22 protein-coding genes are annotated in these 16,270 nt (G+C 44.9%); 18 read left to right on the top strand and 4 right to left on the bottom strand.

Features of this window, described 5'->3' with window-relative positions:
- Positions 1-58: 58 nt before the first annotated feature.
- The 7 genes from AC2Q9J_RS12615 to AC2Q9J_RS12585 all read left to right on the top strand — a co-directional run bounded on the left by AC2Q9J_RS12615 (position 59) and on the right by AC2Q9J_RS12585 (position 5,169).
- Positions 59-781: a hypothetical protein gene (locus tag AC2Q9J_RS12615; RefSeq protein ID WP_499040399.1), complete on the top strand. Its 723-nt coding sequence runs from the start codon at positions 59-61 to the stop codon at positions 779-781.
- A gap of 15 nt (positions 782-796) precedes the next feature.
- A complete protein-coding gene (locus AC2Q9J_RS12610) occupies positions 797-1,186 on the top strand; it encodes a GntR family transcriptional regulator (RefSeq protein ID WP_499040397.1) in 390 nt (129 codons plus the stop codon).
- Positions 1,187-1,189: 3 nt separating this feature from the next.
- Entirely contained in the window at positions 1,190-2,035 is an 846-nt protein-coding gene (locus AC2Q9J_RS12605; protein WP_499040395.1) for an ATP-binding cassette domain-containing protein, read from the top strand.
- Between the two features lie 21 nt (positions 2,036-2,056).
- The gene (locus tag AC2Q9J_RS12600; protein ID WP_499040393.1) at positions 2,057-2,989 is read left to right on the top strand and encodes an ABC transporter ATP-binding protein; all 933 of its coding nucleotides are present in this window, start codon (positions 2,057-2,059) and stop codon (positions 2,987-2,989) included.
- Positions 2,982-4,190, top strand: a complete 1,209-nt coding sequence (locus tag AC2Q9J_RS12595) for an ABC transporter permease (protein WP_499040391.1) — start codon at positions 2,982-2,984, stop codon at positions 4,188-4,190. Before AC2Q9J_RS12600 ends, AC2Q9J_RS12595 begins: the two co-directional genes overlap by 8 nt.
- 38 nt (positions 4,191-4,228) lie before the next feature.
- A complete protein-coding gene (locus AC2Q9J_RS12590; RefSeq protein ID WP_499040390.1) occupies positions 4,229-4,741 on the top strand; it encodes a hypothetical protein in 513 nt (170 codons plus the stop codon).
- Positions 4,742-4,827: 86 nt separating this feature from the next.
- On the top strand, positions 4,828-5,169 hold the full coding sequence (locus tag AC2Q9J_RS12585) for a zinc ribbon domain-containing protein YjdM (RefSeq protein WP_499040388.1): 342 nt from the start codon (positions 4,828-4,830) through the stop codon (positions 5,167-5,169).
- 91 nt (positions 5,170-5,260) lie between these two features.
- Here AC2Q9J_RS12585 and AC2Q9J_RS12580 read toward each other — a convergent pair whose 3' ends face one another.
- The 3 genes from AC2Q9J_RS12580 to AC2Q9J_RS12570 are packed head-to-tail and all read right to left on the bottom strand — an operon-like array spanning position 5,261 to position 8,195.
- A complete protein-coding gene (locus AC2Q9J_RS12580) occupies positions 5,261-6,211 on the bottom strand; it encodes a hypothetical protein (RefSeq protein WP_499040386.1) in 951 nt (316 codons plus the stop codon).
- Positions 6,211-7,437 (bottom strand): glycosyltransferase family 2 protein, encoded by a 1,227-nt coding sequence (locus tag AC2Q9J_RS12575; protein WP_499040384.1) that lies wholly within the window; start codon positions 7,435-7,437, stop codon positions 6,211-6,213. The genes AC2Q9J_RS12580 and AC2Q9J_RS12575 overlap by 1 nt, the downstream gene beginning before the upstream one ends.
- Complete coding sequence (locus AC2Q9J_RS12570; RefSeq protein WP_499040382.1) at positions 7,434-8,195, bottom strand: hypothetical protein; 762 nt, start codon at positions 8,193-8,195, stop codon at positions 7,434-7,436. Before AC2Q9J_RS12570 ends, AC2Q9J_RS12575 begins: the two co-directional genes overlap by 4 nt.
- A 398-nt stretch (positions 8,196-8,593) precedes the next feature.
- Between AC2Q9J_RS12570 and fliW the strand changes: the two genes are divergently transcribed.
- The 6 genes from fliW to AC2Q9J_RS12540 all read left to right on the top strand — a co-directional run bounded on the left by fliW (position 8,594) and on the right by AC2Q9J_RS12540 (position 11,362).
- A complete protein-coding gene (fliW, locus tag AC2Q9J_RS12565) occupies positions 8,594-9,040 on the top strand; it encodes a flagellar assembly protein FliW (protein WP_499040381.1) in 447 nt (148 codons plus the stop codon).
- Positions 9,041-9,043: 3 nt separating this feature from the next.
- Positions 9,044-9,265, top strand: coding sequence for a carbon storage regulator CsrA (csrA, locus tag AC2Q9J_RS12560; RefSeq protein ID WP_499040379.1), 222 nt, complete (start codon positions 9,044-9,046; stop codon positions 9,263-9,265).
- Positions 9,266-9,449: 184 nt separating this feature from the next.
- Positions 9,450-10,361 carry a flagellin N-terminal helical domain-containing protein gene (locus AC2Q9J_RS12555; protein WP_499040378.1) on the top strand — a complete coding sequence of 304 codons (912 nt, stop codon included), beginning with the start codon at positions 9,450-9,452 and terminating at the stop codon, positions 10,359-10,361.
- A gap of 323 nt (positions 10,362-10,684) precedes the next feature.
- On the top strand, positions 10,685-10,819 hold the full coding sequence (locus AC2Q9J_RS12550; RefSeq protein WP_499040376.1) for a flagellin: 135 nt from the start codon (positions 10,685-10,687) through the stop codon (positions 10,817-10,819).
- 58 nt (positions 10,820-10,877) lie between these two features.
- Positions 10,878-11,054 (top strand): YjfB family protein, encoded by a 177-nt coding sequence (locus AC2Q9J_RS12545; RefSeq protein WP_499040374.1) that lies wholly within the window; start codon positions 10,878-10,880, stop codon positions 11,052-11,054.
- A 74-nt stretch (positions 11,055-11,128) separates the two neighbouring features.
- On the top strand, positions 11,129-11,362 hold the full coding sequence (locus AC2Q9J_RS12540) for a hypothetical protein (RefSeq protein ID WP_499040373.1): 234 nt from the start codon (positions 11,129-11,131) through the stop codon (positions 11,360-11,362).
- Here the strand turns inward: AC2Q9J_RS12540 and AC2Q9J_RS12535 are convergent.
- Positions 11,359-12,240 (bottom strand): endonuclease, encoded by an 882-nt coding sequence (locus AC2Q9J_RS12535; protein WP_499040372.1) that lies wholly within the window; start codon positions 12,238-12,240, stop codon positions 11,359-11,361. The genes AC2Q9J_RS12540 and AC2Q9J_RS12535 overlap by 4 nt on opposite strands.
- Before the next feature lie 200 nt (positions 12,241-12,440).
- Here AC2Q9J_RS12535 and AC2Q9J_RS12530 point away from each other — a divergent pair, with 200 nt between their 5' ends.
- The 5 genes from AC2Q9J_RS12530 (at position 12,441) to fliS (ending at position 16,047) form a co-directional block, all read left to right on the top strand.
- On the top strand, positions 12,441-13,202 hold the full coding sequence (locus AC2Q9J_RS12530) for a glucosaminidase domain-containing protein (protein ID WP_499040370.1): 762 nt from the start codon (positions 12,441-12,443) through the stop codon (positions 13,200-13,202).
- Between the two features lie 135 nt (positions 13,203-13,337).
- Positions 13,338-13,691 carry a flagellar protein FlaG gene (flaG, locus tag AC2Q9J_RS12525; RefSeq protein ID WP_499040368.1) on the top strand — a complete coding sequence of 118 codons (354 nt, stop codon included), beginning with the start codon at positions 13,338-13,340 and terminating at the stop codon, positions 13,689-13,691.
- 29 nt (positions 13,692-13,720) lie between these two features.
- Positions 13,721-15,262: a flagellar filament capping protein FliD gene (fliD, locus tag AC2Q9J_RS12520; RefSeq protein ID WP_499040367.1), complete on the top strand. Its 1,542-nt coding sequence runs from the start codon at positions 13,721-13,723 to the stop codon at positions 15,260-15,262.
- The gene (gene fliT / locus AC2Q9J_RS12515; protein ID WP_499040365.1) at positions 15,262-15,651 is read left to right on the top strand and encodes a flagellar protein FliT; all 390 of its coding nucleotides are present in this window, start codon (positions 15,262-15,264) and stop codon (positions 15,649-15,651) included. The genes fliD and fliT overlap by 1 nt, the downstream gene beginning before the upstream one ends.
- A gap of 18 nt (positions 15,652-15,669) precedes the next feature.
- The gene (gene fliS, locus AC2Q9J_RS12510; RefSeq protein WP_499040363.1) at positions 15,670-16,047 is read left to right on the top strand and encodes a flagellar export chaperone FliS; all 378 of its coding nucleotides are present in this window, start codon (positions 15,670-15,672) and stop codon (positions 16,045-16,047) included.
- The last annotated feature ends 223 nt before the right edge of the window (positions 16,048-16,270 follow it).

Raw genomic sequence — 16,270 nt, 5'->3', positions numbered from 1 at the left:
TATTTGATACTGTGTATATGAGTATAAACAGTATAACAGTTAAAAGGAGTGTTTATAAATGAATGAATGGAAAGAGGGTTATCGGCTGGCGGCATTTGAATTGAAAGCTTCCATGAAAAGCTTTTTGCTGATCCTGGCCTTCTATACCGCCATGAGTTTGACCGTTATGATGTCATTTGATATTTATCTCAAAGGCGATTTTCGCTATTTTGATCTGCTGTACCTGCTGATTTTCTTTCTGTTTCCGGCCTGGATGAAAAACAAGGAATTTCAGATGCAGAAGTTAAGCGGGGATTTATGGACAGTGCCGTCGGTCGTCATGCTGCAGCAGCTGCCGATTTCAAAAGAAGCCATTATCAAGAGCCGCTTTATCATCCATGCGGTGTGTTCGTTTCCGTTACAGCTCGTCCTGCTCATCGCGATGCCGATCATGTCAGAAGAATTCAGGAACTACATGACGCCGGTTACTTATATTGTTTTCGTCCTGATTTGGCTGTCGCTGTCGATCGCAATCGGCTTTATTATGGCGGCCAGTGAAGCGGGAGGCAATTTCAAGAAAAAAGCCATCGTTATGTCATTTATATATGTGCTGGGGGGAACAGCTGCAGTTTTCTTCCTTGTTGTAGTAATCGCGAATGACGGGTTTATTCTCTTGACGATGCAGCTGGCCGCCGACTGGCCTTTCCTGTCGGGCATACTTGCGATTGTCCTGGGCATCGCCGGCTGGAAATACTGGCAATGGGATATGAGAAAAATGATGAAAAAAGCGGATTATCTGTGAGAGGGGGACTGGAGATTGCTGCCGATACGTTTATCCAAGGATTCTCGTGAACCCATTTACCATCAAATCGAAAAACAATTGAAGGCGCTGATTGCCGGCGGACATTTACCTGCCGGCACGTCGCTTCCATCGATCCGCGCGCTGTCGAAAGACCTGGAAATCAGCGTCATTACCATACGCCGCGCCTATCAGGACCTGGAATCAGAAGGGTTTATTGAAACGCTTCACGGCAAAGGGACCTTTGTCAAAGAAGTGCAAAATGCGATGAAACAGGAAACGATGACGGCTTCCGTCCAGGCCGAGTTCGAGCGCGCCATCCAGAACGCGATGGATTATGACTATACAGTGGATGAAATCGAAGAAGTTTTTGCCGAGACACTGAAAAGACTCGGGAAAGGGGAATGACAAATGCCTTCATGGATTGAGATAAAAGATATCAGTAAAAAGATCGATGACTTTCAGCTCGGGCCTGTCAGTCTGTCGATCGAGCCCGGCACCATTACGGCGCTGGTCGGCAATAACGGTTCCGGAAAGAGCACATTGCTGAAAATCATCATGAATATGGCGAACGCGGACAGCGGAGAAATCCAGGTTTTGGGCAAGCTGGTTACCGGGCAGGATGAAAGCTGGAAACGCCATGTCACCTTCCAGCCGCAAAACGCGATCGGCTGGAACGCCTATACCGGAGATGACCTGAAAAGATTGATTGCGCCGCTGTATTCAAAATGGGATGACAAGCTGTTCGAACGCATGATCAAGCTTTTTGATATTCCGCTGGACAAGCGTTTCGGCAAAATGTCCCCTGGCATGCAGCAAAAACTGAGTTTGTCGCTCGCATTGTCGCGCAGCACGGACATCCTGATACTGGATGAACCTACGGCGTCGCTCGATATCCCGTCGAAGAACCTGTTCACCGAGTTGCTGGTGGAGTGGATGGAACAGGAAGACCGTGCGATTATCCTTACCACACATCAAGCGGATGACCTCCGGAAACTCGCCGATTACCTGTTCCTGATGCAAGACGGGACCCCGGCCGGGCATTATGAGAAAGACGAGCTGGCAACAGCATACCGCCGTTACTGGCTGAGTGAGATGCCAAAAGCTGCGGTACCGGGAGAGCTTGCGCGATCCGGCAACGAATTCATATCAGAAAACCCTGACGTAACAGAACAGTATTTATTGGAACAAGGCATTTCGATCCTTGACAATAAAGCCCTGGAACTTGAAGAGATTATTGGCTTATTACTGAAATAAATGACGGAGAGGATGAAGAGAATGGAAGCGGTACTGACTGTAGAAGGGTTAGGCAAATCATTCAAAGACAAACGGATCATCTCGAATATTTCCTTCGAAGTGAAAAAAGGGGAAATCATGGCGCTGCTCGGTCCGAACGGAGCGGGAAAATCCACGACGATCCGCAACATCATGGGCATCATGTATCCAGATGAAGGCACGATTACATTCCACAACAGTAAAGGCATAGAAATCCCTCGGGATAAAATCGGTTACCTGCCGGAAGAGCGCGGGCTCTACAAGAACGTCAAAGTGATGGATATTCTGTTGTATCTCGCGGAATTGAAGGATTATCCTTTGGACCGCGCCAAACAGCGCGCGCTCGACTATTTGAAGAAGTTCGGCCTTGAAGGAAAAGATAAAGTATCAGTCGAGGAATTATCAAAAGGCATGGGGCAGAAAGTGCAGTTCATCGCATCCATTCTTCATGAGCCGGAACTGCTGATTTTGGATGAGCCTTTTTCTGGGCTCGATCCTGTCAGCCAGGAATTGTTCAAAGAGGAAATTCGCTCGCTTGCCCAAAATGGCACTGCGATCCTATTGTCATCGCACCAGATGAACCTCGTCGAAGAAATGGCGGACCGCTTATTCCTGATCCACCGCGGCACCCGGGTAATTTATGGTCCGCTAAGCGATGTGAAAAAGGAATACGCTAATTTCAAATGCACGATTAACGGCGCTAACAGCCTGGAACTCCTGGAGAGCCTGCCGGAAGTCGAACGGGTCGAACAGAATGCGGAATCAGCTGTGCTGTACCTGTCGAAACACGTGCAGCCGGCTGTCTGGCTGAAAAACCTTCCAGCGGAACTGGACATCCAGGAATTATCAATTGACCGGATTTCGCTGCATGAAATCTTCATCGATATCGCCACCGATAAAAATCTGTTGAAGGAAGCGGGTGAACTGCATGCGTAACACGATGAAAGTCGCCAAATGGGAAATCAAACGAAATCTCAAGAACAAATCGTTCATCATCGGCATGTTCCTGACGCCGGTCATCTTCCTGGCGTTCCTGTTGCTGCCGGATTTATTCAGCTCAGACGAGGAAGCGGCAACAACGAAAGTCTATGTCAACGAAGGACTCGGCGTCTATGAACAATTGGAAGCGGCCGCGGCCAACACCGAATGGCAAATGGAACAGACGGACGTGACGGAACAAGAGGCGGAAGCGGCGCTTGGCACTGAAGAAGATGCCGCCTATGTCTTCATCGACGAAGGATCGGTCGAAAGCGGCCAAGTCACGGTCTACACAAATGAAGAAACAAGTTCTGCTTTCATGGACGAAGTGCAGATTCTTGGCGGTCCATTGCAGATGCTGCAGATTGAACAGCTGGGCCTGACGCCTGAAGAAGCAGGTGTTGTCGCTCAGGGAATCGTCTTTGAAGATGCAGCTGTAGCATCGGATGACGAAGGTCTATTCAGCGAAAACATGCTGGAACGCGTGATTCCCGGTGCGTTCGCCGCAGTCGTAATGCTGTCAATCGTCTTCACCGGGATGGCGATTTTCCAAAGCGCATCCCAAGAGAAAAAAGATAAGATTGCCGAGATCATCCTGTCATCGCTGACACCAGCGGACTTGATGCAAGGCAAAATCATCGGCTATTTCGTCCTCGGTCTTGTGCAGGTGGTCGTCTTTATCGTCATTGCGCTGCCGGTGCTCATCTGGAAAATCGATTTTCCGGTCATCGAGTACCTGCTTGTGCCGGAACTGCTGGTGTTATTGCTCATTGCGATCCTCGGCTACCTGCTTTATGCGGCGCTGTTTGTCGGAATCGGTGCAACGATGGCCGATATGTCGACAGCCGGTAACTTCCAAGGCATGGTCATGATGCTCCCGTTCAGCCCATTCCTGTTCATTGGTCCCGTATTCAGCGACCCGAGCGGATTTATTGCGCAGCTGGGCAGCTATATCCCGTTTACCGCACCGGGAGTCCTGATCCTGCGCCTGTCGCTTCTTGAGGAATGGCCGTGGACGGAAATCATCATCGCCATCGCCGTTCTCATCGTCAGCGTCTGGATCTTCATGAAACTAGCCGGCAAAGTCTTCCAGACCGGCATTCTCATGTACGGCAAGAACGCGACGCCGGGTGAGATTTGGAAGTGGATTCGGGCTTAATAAAATATTTGATGTGAAAATGAAGGGATGTGTGAAAGATGGAGACGCCATTTGGTCAGGTAGAGATTAGGGTGTACGCTGAAGACGGGAAAGAAGTCGCAGCGGATGTGCAAGTGATTGAACAGAAAATCGACGAGCGATTCCCGGTTGATGGCCGATATCTGATTGAAGTTCGGGTGACGCCGCTAAAGAATCAGCTCTATATTTTCACCATCCGCTTTACGCCACTGCGGGAGATTACCGATGCTTATGTCGAAACCGGCGAGCATCTGGAAATGAAAAGCTGGTTCAGCGGCAATGTCAAATGGAGTATTGGAACGGTGGACGAAGATTGGCTTCGGGCTTTGCGGAACGTGAACCTGAAGGACGTGGAATATCTTGATGACGGCATTTCGCTGAAGATCGATGGAATTCCGCCTGATGAGCCGTTCATGCTGCCGTTTGGTGTGGCGTGGAAAGAACCAGCGGATTTGGAGGATGCCGCGACCTGGTTTGAGGCAAGCCCATCGGCTATGTATCCGCCGAAGTGGCTGGCACAGGAAGAAAAGTAAATTAGCTATAGTCATTAATGTACTCTTGGGATAAGCTTTTCCTGAGAGTATTTTTTATTTGAATCGATTTAATGGAGGCTATAATAATGAACGAACTACCAAATTGCCCGAAATGCAATTCCGAATATGTGTATGCAGACGGCAGCCAGCTCGTGTGCCCGGAATGTGCGCATGAATGGACGCCGGGAGCGGAAAATGAATCGGCAGAAGAAATGAAAATCGTAAAAGACGCCAATGGCAATGTCCTGCAGGACGGCGATTCCGTTACAGTTATTAAGGATTTGAAAGTGAAAGGCAGCTCGTCTGTCCTGAAGCAAGGGACGAAAGTGAAAAGCATCCGCCTCGTTGACGGCGATCATGATATCGATTGCAAAATTGACGGGTTTGGGCCGATGAAGCTGAAGTCGGAGTTTGTGAAGAAGGGGTAAGCGGGAGGCTGGAGAAAATCCAGCCATTTTTATTTGTTCTTTTATCAGTAAAAAGCACTTAAGGAAGCTTCCTTAAGCGCTTTTAGAAAAATTATTGTTTTTGTGCGAGCATCTGGTAATGGATAAAGTCGAAGAAATGGGCGTTATCAAGCATTCCATCGGCAGCGATTTCCTTGGCATGCTGGAAGACTTCATCCGCCAGTTCGGTTTCACCCAGTGTTGAAAAATAAGCGTGCAAATAATAATAGACAGCCAGAGACTCGTAGTCCACTGTCGATTTCAGCGTCTGCCGGTCGTAGCGGCCGTGGAGTTTCTGCTCTTTCATCCACTCTTCCTTGAGCCATTCCGCGAATAGCTCTGAATGCTGGCCTCTATTTTCGCGGTTCAGCGCAATCAGCAATTGGTCGATCATGTGCACTTCGTTGCTGCTGATGTATTGTACGGACGCGGTGTCGTAGTATTCGGGAAAAAACACTTCGTTGGCATCGGCCATGTCCAGCAATTCGTAGGATTCGGCAGTAATCGCTCCATTGTCATCCAGATAGCTCAAAGTCAGCCGCTGGGCAGGCATGTCGAGCGACCAATCGTAGAAATCCACAGTATAACCGCCTTCAGATTGAACGCTGGATACAGCTTCTGAAAGTTGGTCGGCAATAATTTTATAGTCTTCATTGCCAAAAATTTCGGCCGCCTGCTCCAGTGCCGTTATGATGCGGATATCATCGATCAGCGCATTCGTCGCGGCATTTTCATTCAGCCGCCAGCGGATGAAATAATGATCGTTTTCCTGCGCGAGAAAGTGGCTCTTCAGGACTTCCACCTGCTCGGAAAAGTTCTCTTCATCTTCAACGAGCGTTAAATATTCCATATATAAGCCAATCGTTTCGGATAAGTATTCGGAATCCTGCTCTGTCGGGTAGGCGTGAATCAGTCCGTCGGTATTCGTATAATTTTTTTCGACCTGTTCCTGAGCAGATTCCATTATCCCGCATCCCCCCATCATCAATCCAACCAGAAGCAGCACAACGAACTTCATTTTCATCAGCCAATCCCTTTAAAGCGTTTCGTTTTATCCCATGCAATCGTTTTGCCGCGCAGGCGGCTCCAAGCGTAAAGGGAAAAACTGCGCAGCAGGAGGATGATGAACAGCTGTGCATAGGTGAAATACATGGTGAAGACGAAAAAGACATTTTTCAGCGTCACGTTGCGGTCGATCACCAACGCGCTCAATAATTGGCTGGTGTAGACGATATAACTCATGAACCAGAGGATCAGGAGCGGTGCCCCCATATTCGGAAACTCGTAGCCGGCCACGCTGAGGATGAAGAAGATATCCGAAAACAGCAGGACCAATACGAAAACGAGATAAGTCATGACATGCTGGAGGCTGAGGAAAAACGTCTTCCCTTTCCAATGCGTCAGATCCTGCAAGGATTTCTCCAAGAGATAGATATTGCCGGTCAACCAGCGTGTCCGCTGCCGGATAAATGTTTTGATGCTTTCTGGTTCCTGTTCCCAGGTCCGCGACGTCGGGACGACCGGCAGCAGATAGCCTTTGGACGTCAGGCGGATTGTCAGTTCCGCGTCTTCAGCAAGGGCGAATACATCGTAACCGCCGATTTCTTCGAGGACCGATCTCCGGAGCAGCATATTCGTGCCCGCAAGCGAGCCGAGTTTGAATACTTTCCAGCGGCCGCATTGCATCAATAATTGAAACACCTGAAATTCCAAAGCGATCATGCCGGTCAAGATATTGGCGTTCCTGTTTTTAGTCTTCACATAACCGACTGCGCCGGCCGCATTTTTTGTGCTTTCTGCTGTGCGCACCAACTTCTCCAGTGCATCGGTTTCAGGTTCATTGTCAGCATCGTAAACGATGAAGTAATCCGAATCGGAAATGCTCAGCCCGTAATTCAATACCCGTGATTTGCCCGCAGGCGAACCGTCGGGGACGGAAATATAATGGATTCTGGAAAAGACGGCCGCAAACTCTTTGGCAATTTCCGCTGTCTCGTCTTTCGACCTGTCATCCAGCACATAAATATCCAGCTTGCCTTTGTATTCAAGGCGCGCCATGGCCCGCAGCGTGTTTTCAATGACGATGCCTTCATTATGGGCAGGGATCAGCACCGCGACACTCGGGTAATCGGTGAGTTCTTCCGGATCTTTGAATGTAACCCGGAACCAAACGCCTGAAATGGTCAAGATCGAGTAGAAAATAAGCAGCGTCCAGAAAAAGGCCATAATTATAAGAATGATAGAAGTCATAACGGTTTCCCCATCAATCCCGCAAGATGTTTGGCATCTGTTACCTGCTCGGTTACAGTGGCGTATGGCGAATCTGTTAAATTGATTTCAGCCTGGACCTTTTCCCGAAAACGGTCCAATACGAATTGCACACCTTCTGAATGTGTATTCTTCAATAGAAGATAAATAGCTCCCATATCGCCTGTCGCCAAGTCGAATTTTTGGCGGATGCTCTGCAACGCCAGACGTTCCAGCTCTTCCTGCAGATTCACTTTCACGCGTTTATTGGGAGAAGTGATGGAAATCTTGACGAACCAGGCCTCTTCTTTATTCCGTTCCTTCGATTTCAACAGCCATTGCGCCTGTTCATCGAACTCCGGAAGCGTCAGCAGCTTGGTCACGCCTTTATATTTTTGCAGCAGCCGAACCTCGTGCTTAAGATCATTATTTTCATAACCGATTTTTTTAATGAAGTTCATCAGGATCCAATACAATAGAAGAAAACTCGTCAGCAATAGATGCCCGTACATATACAGGAGCTGAATCTCGGCCGATTGCTGATTGACAAAAACATGGATTGTAAGAAAGAGACCGTAGGAAAGGGCAATGGTTATTGCATACAAAAAGATGAATCTCTCTTGCACAGCAGTCATTACCAGGATGGAGATGCCGGCAAGTACAAGCACTGTCTGATAAAACGGCAATTCGAGAAAAGCGATTGCCCAGCCATTGAGCAGAATTCCCAGAAGCAGCGAAGCAAGTACAAAATTCTTTTTCATAAGCTCATTCCTCCCTTTTTTTGAAAATTAAATATTTTGAATATTTTATCTATATAATTTGAATATACGTCTCTGGCACTAGAGCTACAAGTGCAGATAAGCTTAGAGTGGTATTTTGTAAAAATAGCAGAAAGAACTATAAGTGGACTTATATTTAGTGAATTTATTTCTTTTAGATAAAATAATGTTTAAATATAAGCTTCTCCTTTCTTTTTAATTGAAAAATGAAGAAAGATACACAATAAAAAATATGATTTTCAATAATTTTTATGCTGTAATCCGAAGAATGCATAGGGATTATGACGCTAGCGCAAAAAATTACTGTTTAATCATTCCATTATGTGCAAAAATAAGAACTAACAAAATGAATCACGAACAGAAATGAGGAGAACCCAAAAATGAAATTCCAAACGACCCGTTTCGGTGAAATAGAAGTAGCAGACTCAAGCGTCATCACATTTACAAGAGGCATCCCCGGCTTTGACGACTACCAGAAATACGTATTGATCCCGGCCGACACAAAAGAAGAAACGCCGTTTTTCTTCCTGCAATCGCTGGAAGCGGAAGACATCAGCTTTTTCCTCGTCGATCCGTTTTCATTCTTCCAGGACTATGACGTTAAAATTTCTGACCAGACCGTCGAGCGTCTCGAGCTCGAAGATCCATCCGACGCACTGGTGCTGACCACCGTGACCGTACCTGGCGAAATGCAGCACGCGACGACCAACCTCAAAGCGCCGCTTGTCATCAACAATAGGAAGCAACTCGGCATGCAAACCGTGCTGGACAAAAAAACCTACGAAATCAAACAGCCGCTATTCCAAGCTGAAGCAAGGAAGGTGTAAGCGATGCTCGTACTCGGACGAAAAAAAGGCGAATCGATCATCATTGATGATCAAATCGAAATCATCGTGACAAGCGTTGAAGGGGAAACAGTGAAACTCGGCATCGAAGCGCCAAAGCATATCACGATCCATCGAAAAGAAGTTTACCTGGAGATTCAGGAAGAGAATAAGAAGGTGATGTCGAATGTTATTGATATCGGAGATTTTTTGAAGATGAAGAAATGAGTGAAGAGCCTGCAGAGATGCGGGCTTTTTTTATTTCCAAAAGAAAATTAAAGTTTTTTAAAAATAAATTAAAAAAACGCTAAACATTTTCTAACGCCCTCCGATAAAGATAGTGTAAGGAAGTTCAAACGGATTTGAACACCCTTGCAAAAAACAAAAAAACATTACACGGAGGTAATACAAAATGATTATCAATCACAACATCACAGCTTTAAACACTCACCGCCAATTGGGCTCAGCAAACAACGCTCAGGCAAACAGCATGGAGAAATTGTCTTCTGGTCTTCGCATCAACAAAGCTTCAGACGATGCAGCTGGACTTTCAATCTCTGAAAAAATGCGCGGACAGATTCGCGGGTTGGAGCAAGCTTCAGCAAACGCTCAAGACGGCATCTCATTGATGCAAACAGCTGAAGGCGCTTTGAACGAAACTCACGACATCCTGCAACGTATGCGTGAATTGGCTGTTCAATCTGCCAACGATACAAACACAGATACAGACCGTAAAGAGCTTCAAAAAGAAGTAACTGAACTTGCTTCAGAAATTTCTAGAATTGGTAACAACACTGAGTTCAACACTAAGACACTCTTAGATGGTGATTTTTCAGCTACATTCCATATCGGAGCAAATGAAGGGCAAAATCTTAAATTAACTGTAAGTGATATGCGCTCGGATGCACTTCAAGTAGGAACTTCTTATACTGCAAATGATACTGATGGTTCTACTATTGCCTATGGTAGCGATGGAGCTGGAACAGCTACATGGCAGGCTGCAGGAGCTGAGTCAGCACCTGGAGCTGGAGATGCGACTGTTGCCGGTTACTATGATACAACTAACCTAGTAGTGGCTGCTGAATCTGCTTTTGCTGCAAATACTAAAGGAACTGCAGGTATTGACATTTCTTCACAAACTTCAGCCGATGCTGCAATTACAGTGATCAATACTGCTATCGAATCAGTTTCATCTGAACGTTCTAAACTTGGTGCAAACCAAAACCGTTTAGATCACACAATCAACAACCTTGGAACATCAGCTGAAAACCTAACAGCAGCGGAATCACGTATCCGCGACGTTGATTATGCCGAAGCCGCTTAAAGCGAGCAGAGGTACAGTCGTCCTAACTGGTAACGGTTAGAGATTACGATCGGGTGAATTGCTGGAAACCCCTTATAGCTTTTATTGCCACAATGCAGCTGGAAACGGCAGACATGAAGGCTTGAAAAAATAAAAGATTGGGCAATCAGCAGCCAAGCTCCTGTCTCGAAAGAGTGGAGAAGGTTCAACGACTAGGATAAACCATCTAAGGCGAGAGCTATGGTGATGAAATCCGTAGGTGATACAGTGTACATCAGCACTGATTGATCCGAAGTGCCCGACCCCTACTTACACTAGAGGGTGAAGATATAGTCTAGTCATTTATGAAAGTAAATGTTCGCACGATGGCGAAAGAAATGATGAACCAAACTAAGAACTCGATTCTTGCACAAGCAGCACAAGCAATGTTAAGCCAAGCCAACCAACAGCCACAAGCTGTTCTTCAATTACTACGTTAATCTTAAGAAAAAATGGGAGCCTAATTTTAGGCTCCTTTTTCTATAAGGGGGATGCTAAATGGATATCGCAGCATTATCAATGGTTCTAAGCCAAGCGAGTGTTCAACAGGAAGCAACTATGTCAGTAATGAAAAAGACAATGGATCTAGCTGAGTCGAATGGTCAAAATGTAGTTAAAATGCTTGAGCAATCTGTTCAGCCACATATTGGCGGATCGATTGATTTAAAAGGATAATTATAAATGCAAATTGATGTTAAAGGAGCCAAGGAATAATCCAAGGCTCCATTTTATATAGAGGAGAAAAATTTATGGATGATAGAATGTATAAAGAATTTCTTGAGTCACAGCTTCATTGGTCGAAAAATCAAACTGCTATATTGGGTGAAATGGAGAGCAGACTCCTTGAAATGAAGAAGGTTGCTGAGTATGCAGCAGCTAATGTACTGTCGTCCGCTGAATTAGAAAATTTGACGGCTCAGATAAATAAATTGAATCAAGAATATCAGAGATTAACGGAATCATATCAATTGGGTACGAATTAATCTTTTTCCATACGAAAACAACATTTAGTCAAATGGCTGACGGTCAATCCTGTTTGCTGTTTTAACTCCTGTAGAGATTCTCTGTAATTTGGATGGATTACTATTTGATAAGACTTGGTGGGAATTTGCTGCGAAACTATGTTTTGTCTGAAAAATTCATCTTGGTTCTTAGCAGCTTCAATTATTAAAGGTAACTTACTATACTGGCTGTTAATTTCTTCAGTAGGTTTGGCAAGAATGATCTCGTCTGGAAGATAAACAGTAGTTCGAGCTGCAATCGGTTTTACTCGATAGGCAGGACGTTTTTTTCTATTCATTGATTCGTGGATGTATGGACTAACGATATGCAGGAAATAAAATATCTGAAACTGATCATACAATAAGAGCCGGTTCTGACCATCCAATGAGAAGCGAAATTCGTATTTCTCCCGAAGAAAATGCTGCAGAAAAAGGTTTTCATCTTTACTGAAACTATCAGTAGATAGAATGATTTTTCTAGGAATAGCTCCATCCAGTTTTAAATGCCCATCGTCTTGATACCACCAAGCCAAACTTCGATCTGTAAAATTTTCTTCTATATAAGATAAAGGCAATTCTTTCTTTCCGTCTGGATACCACACTTGATATAACAATGAAATATCAATGGAAGTCCGCGATTGAACAATAAAGCTTTCGGTATATCCCAACTTCATTCGGGAATCAATTAACTTTCGATATTTTGGCGGAGCTAATGGCAAGAATTCACCCAGCTGTTCGTAGCAATAATTGCTCCAACCTTTATCTTTTATGCAGTGAGTGAATTGGAATCTCGGTTTCCGGTTCTGTTCTTTAGTCAGACAGCCATCCCCCAATAATTTCCCGCAAATTAAGTCATGCATTTCAACCACCAGCTTTCTGATAAGCTTTTAGTTAATTATACGTTCACTTGCTGGAATAAAGAATTTTGAGCGAGTGGATACAATCATTTATATTTCGATGGAAATAAACATTTTTAATGTCACAATTATCCTATTCTTTTTTCTTTCATTCTACTGTATGATAAATTCATGATTATACTGATAAAAGGTGTGTGACTCCTGTGACGAGCCCGATTTCTTCAAATTGGTTCTACTATACAACAATGGCTTCATTGGCCCAGGCTTCATCGGCTGCGAATCAGCCTGGAAATTCTGCTACATCTTTGAACGCTTCAGGCAACAATACCTCCATGTTCCTGACACTATTGAGCTCCATGATGCAGGGCGGCGAGATGGATCCTTCCATGCTGGCGGCGTTGAATCCTCAGACAAACTTGGGAAATAGCCAAAGCAGCCAGATGATGGAGCAATTGAATAATACCTATAAGCCGATTTCTGTTTCGTTGCCCGCTTCAACGGCTCCAGCAGTTGCTGAAACTGTTGCACAGCCTGCAGTGCCGAATTTAAAAACAGATTTAAGCTTCAAGCCGATTCAATTCCTCAAGCTTGAAAATACATTAGGCGGCAAATTGAGCGGCACTTCTGCCCACTTCATCAATGCTGGTAAGAAATACGATCTGGATCCTAATCTCCTTTCGGCCATTGCCATCCATGAAACTGGAAACGGTACATCTCGTGCTGCGAATGAGAAAAATAATATAGCTGGAATGATGGGTAAAAATGGCCTCCGCAGTTATGACTCTGTTGAAGAAAGCATTTTTGATATGGCCCGCAATCTCCGTCAAAATTATTTGAACCAAGGCAAGACCACAGTTGCCGCAATTGGTGCGAAATATGCTCCGGTCGGTGCTGGAAATGACCCGACTGGCCTCAATAATCATTGGGTCACCGGCGTAAATCGTCAATTGAATAAATTAACGTAGATAAAACCGATTCCTATTCATCGGTTTTATTTTTTTTGCAGTAATAATTATAAAAAATGCTAAAAATATCTCTTTTTCTGCCGATACATAAGTATGGCAATTATATAGATTGATCGGACAAGGGGATAGAGAGCGATGGAAGTGAAAAGTACACCTGTTATTCCAGTTTTCAAAAGTAATGAAACTGCAGTTGTTGAAAGGGTTAAAATCCAAGTGAAAACCGAATCTGCTCATTCTACAGAAGAGGTTCAGCAGGAACAGATTACCAAAGAGATGGTAAAGAACCGCGTAGAAGGCATGAATGAATTTCTTGAGCCAACAACAACGGCCGTTAAGTTTTTATTGCATGAAGGCTTGAATGAATATTATGTGCAAGTGATCAATCCTTTAACCGACGAAGTTTTAAAAGAGATTCCAAATAAAAAATTCCTTGATATGTATGCGTCGATGACGGAGCTCATGGGATTGATCGTAGATGAGAAGAAGTAAAAGAATGATATAGAATCGGAGTGATTTAAATGCGTGTAGGTGGACTGGCTTCCGGAATGGATACAGATGCAATCGTAAGAGACATGATGAAGATACAAAAAATGCCGTTGGACAAATTGATGCAACAGAAAACCTGGATGGAATGGCAAAAAGATTCGTTCCGGGATGTCAACTTATCTTTGTCCAATTTGCGGAACTTAGCAAGTGGCTTAAGGCTTCAAAGCACTTTCAACTCGTATAGCGCAACTTCATCCACACCTGGAGCGGCGACGGCGGAAGCTTCCGCTCTTTCGGTCAGCGGAAGTTATAATGTGAATGTAGAAAGACTTGCGAGCGGCGCGAAAATCCGTTCTGCAGATGCCATTACAAAAGATGGTACCATTCCAGCACAGTCCTCTGATCAAATTGGAACAGCCGGTAATATTGTAATTAAAGGCAGCAAAGCAGGATCTGCCGATATCACCGTTGCGATCGCAGCGACGGATACATACGAAGCGGTAGCCAAAAAAGTGCAAGATGCAACTGCTGGTAAAGTGCCTGAATTGCGAATGAGTTTTGATAATACTACTTCGATGTTCTTTATGTCTACTAAAGGAATGGGCGAAGATCAGAACTTCTCGATGGATTTTGAGAATGCTGATGGAACTGCTAATTCGGCATTAGCGAAGCAAGTTATAAATCAGGAAAGTGGAACTGCCGGCGTATATGTTTCTACATTCTCTACCGACACAGCTGCAGATACCTTCATTTCCAAGGCTGACACAGGGAAAGTAACATTAGATGGCATTGTAATTGATAACTTGAATTCCAATAAAACAACGGTCAACGGGTTGACCATCAACTTATTGAGTCTTGGGCAATCGACTATCACAGTGCAGGCAGACGCGACCAAGACATTTGATAAAATTAAAGATTTCGTGGATAAGTACAATGAAGCAATCGGCGATATTGAAAAACAATTGGTTGAAAAACGTTATCCAAATTTCCAGCCTCTATCCGCAGAGCAGAAAAAGGATATGTCGGAAAACGAAATTGAGCTTTGGGAAGAAAAAGCCCGCAGCGGGTTGCTTCGAAATGACCCAGTATTGCGAGGTGCCATGCAGGAATTGCGTCGCTCATTCATGGATCCAGTTGCAGGTGTACCGAATGGCAATCTCAATTTGATGTCGCAGATCGGCATCAATACCGGAAGCTATACAGAAGGCGGCAAGCTTTTCATTGATGAAGATAAATTGAAAGCTGCTTTGACAGAACAACCGGATGAAGTGATGGCATTATTCACGAATCGCGTCGGTGATCAAAACGTTGGAGTCGGCGGCCGTGTTTACGAAACATTGAACAATGTAGTGAAAAGGTTAAGCGATAAGGCAGGCAGTCCGTCCAGCCTCGTCGATAATAGCCAAATGACGAAATACCTTAAGCAAATGGACCAAGACATCAGCAAATGGCAAGATAAACTGACTCGCATTGAAGACCGCTACTGGAAACAATTCACGGCAATGGAGAAAGCACTGAGCCAGATGAATTCCCAAAGCGCTTGGATGCAGCAGAATCTATTCGGTGGCATGTAATGGACGCGTATCAACTTAGACTGGCTGAATTTCTCGAGCTTACAGAAAAATTGAATGCACAGGCAAAAACAGTCCATACCAAAATGGATAATAATGAAGCAGGACAAATCGAGTCAATGCAGGCGCTATTTGAAAGGCGCCAGGCAGTCATCGATCAGCTCAGTGAATATACAAAAGCCGCTGAATTCGAATGGACGACCGAAGATAAGAAGGTCATCAGCCAACTGAAAGGTTATGAAGACGAAATGCAGCCATTATTAAATCGCTTGCATCAGTCTTTCACAACCCAGATGAACCGGCTGAACCAGACAAGCCAGGCATCGAAAAAATATGTCGGTGCGTACCAGACGAAATCCACCGAAGGCTCATTCATCGACCAGCGGAAGTAATACAAGGAGGTTCTACAATTGGCAATCAATAATCCGTACCAAACATATCAACAAAACTCAGTTATCACTGCATCACCGCAGGAACTGACTTTAATGCTTTACAACGGCTGCCTGAAATTCATCAAGCTGGCAAAACGAGCGATGGACGAAGGCAAGATCGAAGAAAAAAATACGAACTTAATCAAAGCGCAAGCAATCATCCAGGAATTCCAAATCACGCTCGACCGTGACATCGAAATCTCAGAAGGCCTGGCTCAACTATACGAATACATTAACTTCCGACTTATAGAAGCGAACATGAAAAACGACATGGCCATCCTCGAAGAAGCAGAAGGCCAAGTCAAAGAACTGCGTGACACATGGAAAGAAGCAATGGCATTGGTGAAAGGGAAGTAATTTCTTTTCTTTAAAAAATTTTTTAATCCACTTTAAAGAAATGACGGAAGGAGGCGACTCCTGCGGGAGCAGTGACAAAGCAAAGCGACGGAGCGACATGAGTCTTGAGACCCCACAGGGAGCACAGCGACCGAGGAGGCTCAAGCCATGCCCGCGGAAAGCGTCCTCCTGCAGTGATTTCTGATTACTTACAACAAGAAACATTAGACAGAGACAAAGCAGT

The organism is Planococcus sp. RAB007_Raresut (genome assembly GCF_057369535.1).
The sequence above is the reverse complement of the archived record's forward strand: the minus strand, read 5'-3'. Positions and strand labels throughout refer to the sequence as shown.

Excerpts from the sequence above, each read along its gene's own strand:
- AC2Q9J_RS12605 (WP_499040395.1), top strand. The coding sequence starts at position 1,190 with ATGCCTTCATGGATTGAGATAAAAGATATCAGTAAAAAGATCGATGAC.
- AC2Q9J_RS12550 (WP_499040376.1), top strand. The coding sequence starts at position 10,685 with ATGAAAGTAAATGTTCGCACGATGGCGAAAGAAATGATGAACCAAACT.
- AC2Q9J_RS12545 (WP_499040374.1), top strand. The coding sequence starts at position 10,878 with ATGGATATCGCAGCATTATCAATGGTTCTAAGCCAAGCGAGTGTTCAA.
- fliT (WP_499040365.1), top strand. The coding sequence starts at position 15,262 with ATGGACGCGTATCAACTTAGACTGGCTGAATTTCTCGAGCTTACAGAA.
- AC2Q9J_RS12555 (WP_499040378.1), top strand. The coding sequence starts at position 9,450 with ATGATTATCAATCACAACATCACAGCTTTAAACACTCACCGCCAATTG.
- AC2Q9J_RS12540 (WP_499040373.1), top strand. The coding sequence starts at position 11,129 with ATGGATGATAGAATGTATAAAGAATTTCTTGAGTCACAGCTTCATTGG.
- AC2Q9J_RS12575 (WP_499040384.1), bottom strand. The coding sequence starts at position 7,437 with ATGACTTCTATCATTCTTATAATTATGGCCTTTTTCTGGACGCTGCTT.
- AC2Q9J_RS12615 (WP_499040399.1), top strand. The coding sequence starts at position 59 with ATGAATGAATGGAAAGAGGGTTATCGGCTGGCGGCATTTGAATTGAAA.
- AC2Q9J_RS12535 (WP_499040372.1), bottom strand. The coding sequence starts at position 12,240 with ATGCATGACTTAATTTGCGGGAAATTATTGGGGGATGGCTGTCTGACT.
- AC2Q9J_RS12600 (WP_499040393.1), top strand. The coding sequence starts at position 2,057 with ATGGAAGCGGTACTGACTGTAGAAGGGTTAGGCAAATCATTCAAAGAC.
- AC2Q9J_RS12595 (WP_499040391.1), top strand. The coding sequence starts at position 2,982 with ATGCGTAACACGATGAAAGTCGCCAAATGGGAAATCAAACGAAATCTC.
- fliD (WP_499040367.1), top strand. The coding sequence starts at position 13,721 with ATGCGTGTAGGTGGACTGGCTTCCGGAATGGATACAGATGCAATCGTA.
- fliW (WP_499040381.1), top strand. The coding sequence starts at position 8,594 with ATGAAATTCCAAACGACCCGTTTCGGTGAAATAGAAGTAGCAGACTCA.
- AC2Q9J_RS12570 (WP_499040382.1), bottom strand. The coding sequence starts at position 8,195 with ATGAAAAAGAATTTTGTACTTGCTTCGCTGCTTCTGGGAATTCTGCTC.
- AC2Q9J_RS12585 (WP_499040388.1), top strand. The coding sequence starts at position 4,828 with ATGAACGAACTACCAAATTGCCCGAAATGCAATTCCGAATATGTGTAT.
- flaG (WP_499040368.1), top strand. The coding sequence starts at position 13,338 with ATGGAAGTGAAAAGTACACCTGTTATTCCAGTTTTCAAAAGTAATGAA.
- AC2Q9J_RS12580 (WP_499040386.1), bottom strand. The coding sequence starts at position 6,211 with ATGAAAATGAAGTTCGTTGTGCTGCTTCTGGTTGGATTGATGATGGGG.
- csrA (WP_499040379.1), top strand. The coding sequence starts at position 9,044 with ATGCTCGTACTCGGACGAAAAAAAGGCGAATCGATCATCATTGATGAT.
- AC2Q9J_RS12590 (WP_499040390.1), top strand. The coding sequence starts at position 4,229 with ATGGAGACGCCATTTGGTCAGGTAGAGATTAGGGTGTACGCTGAAGAC.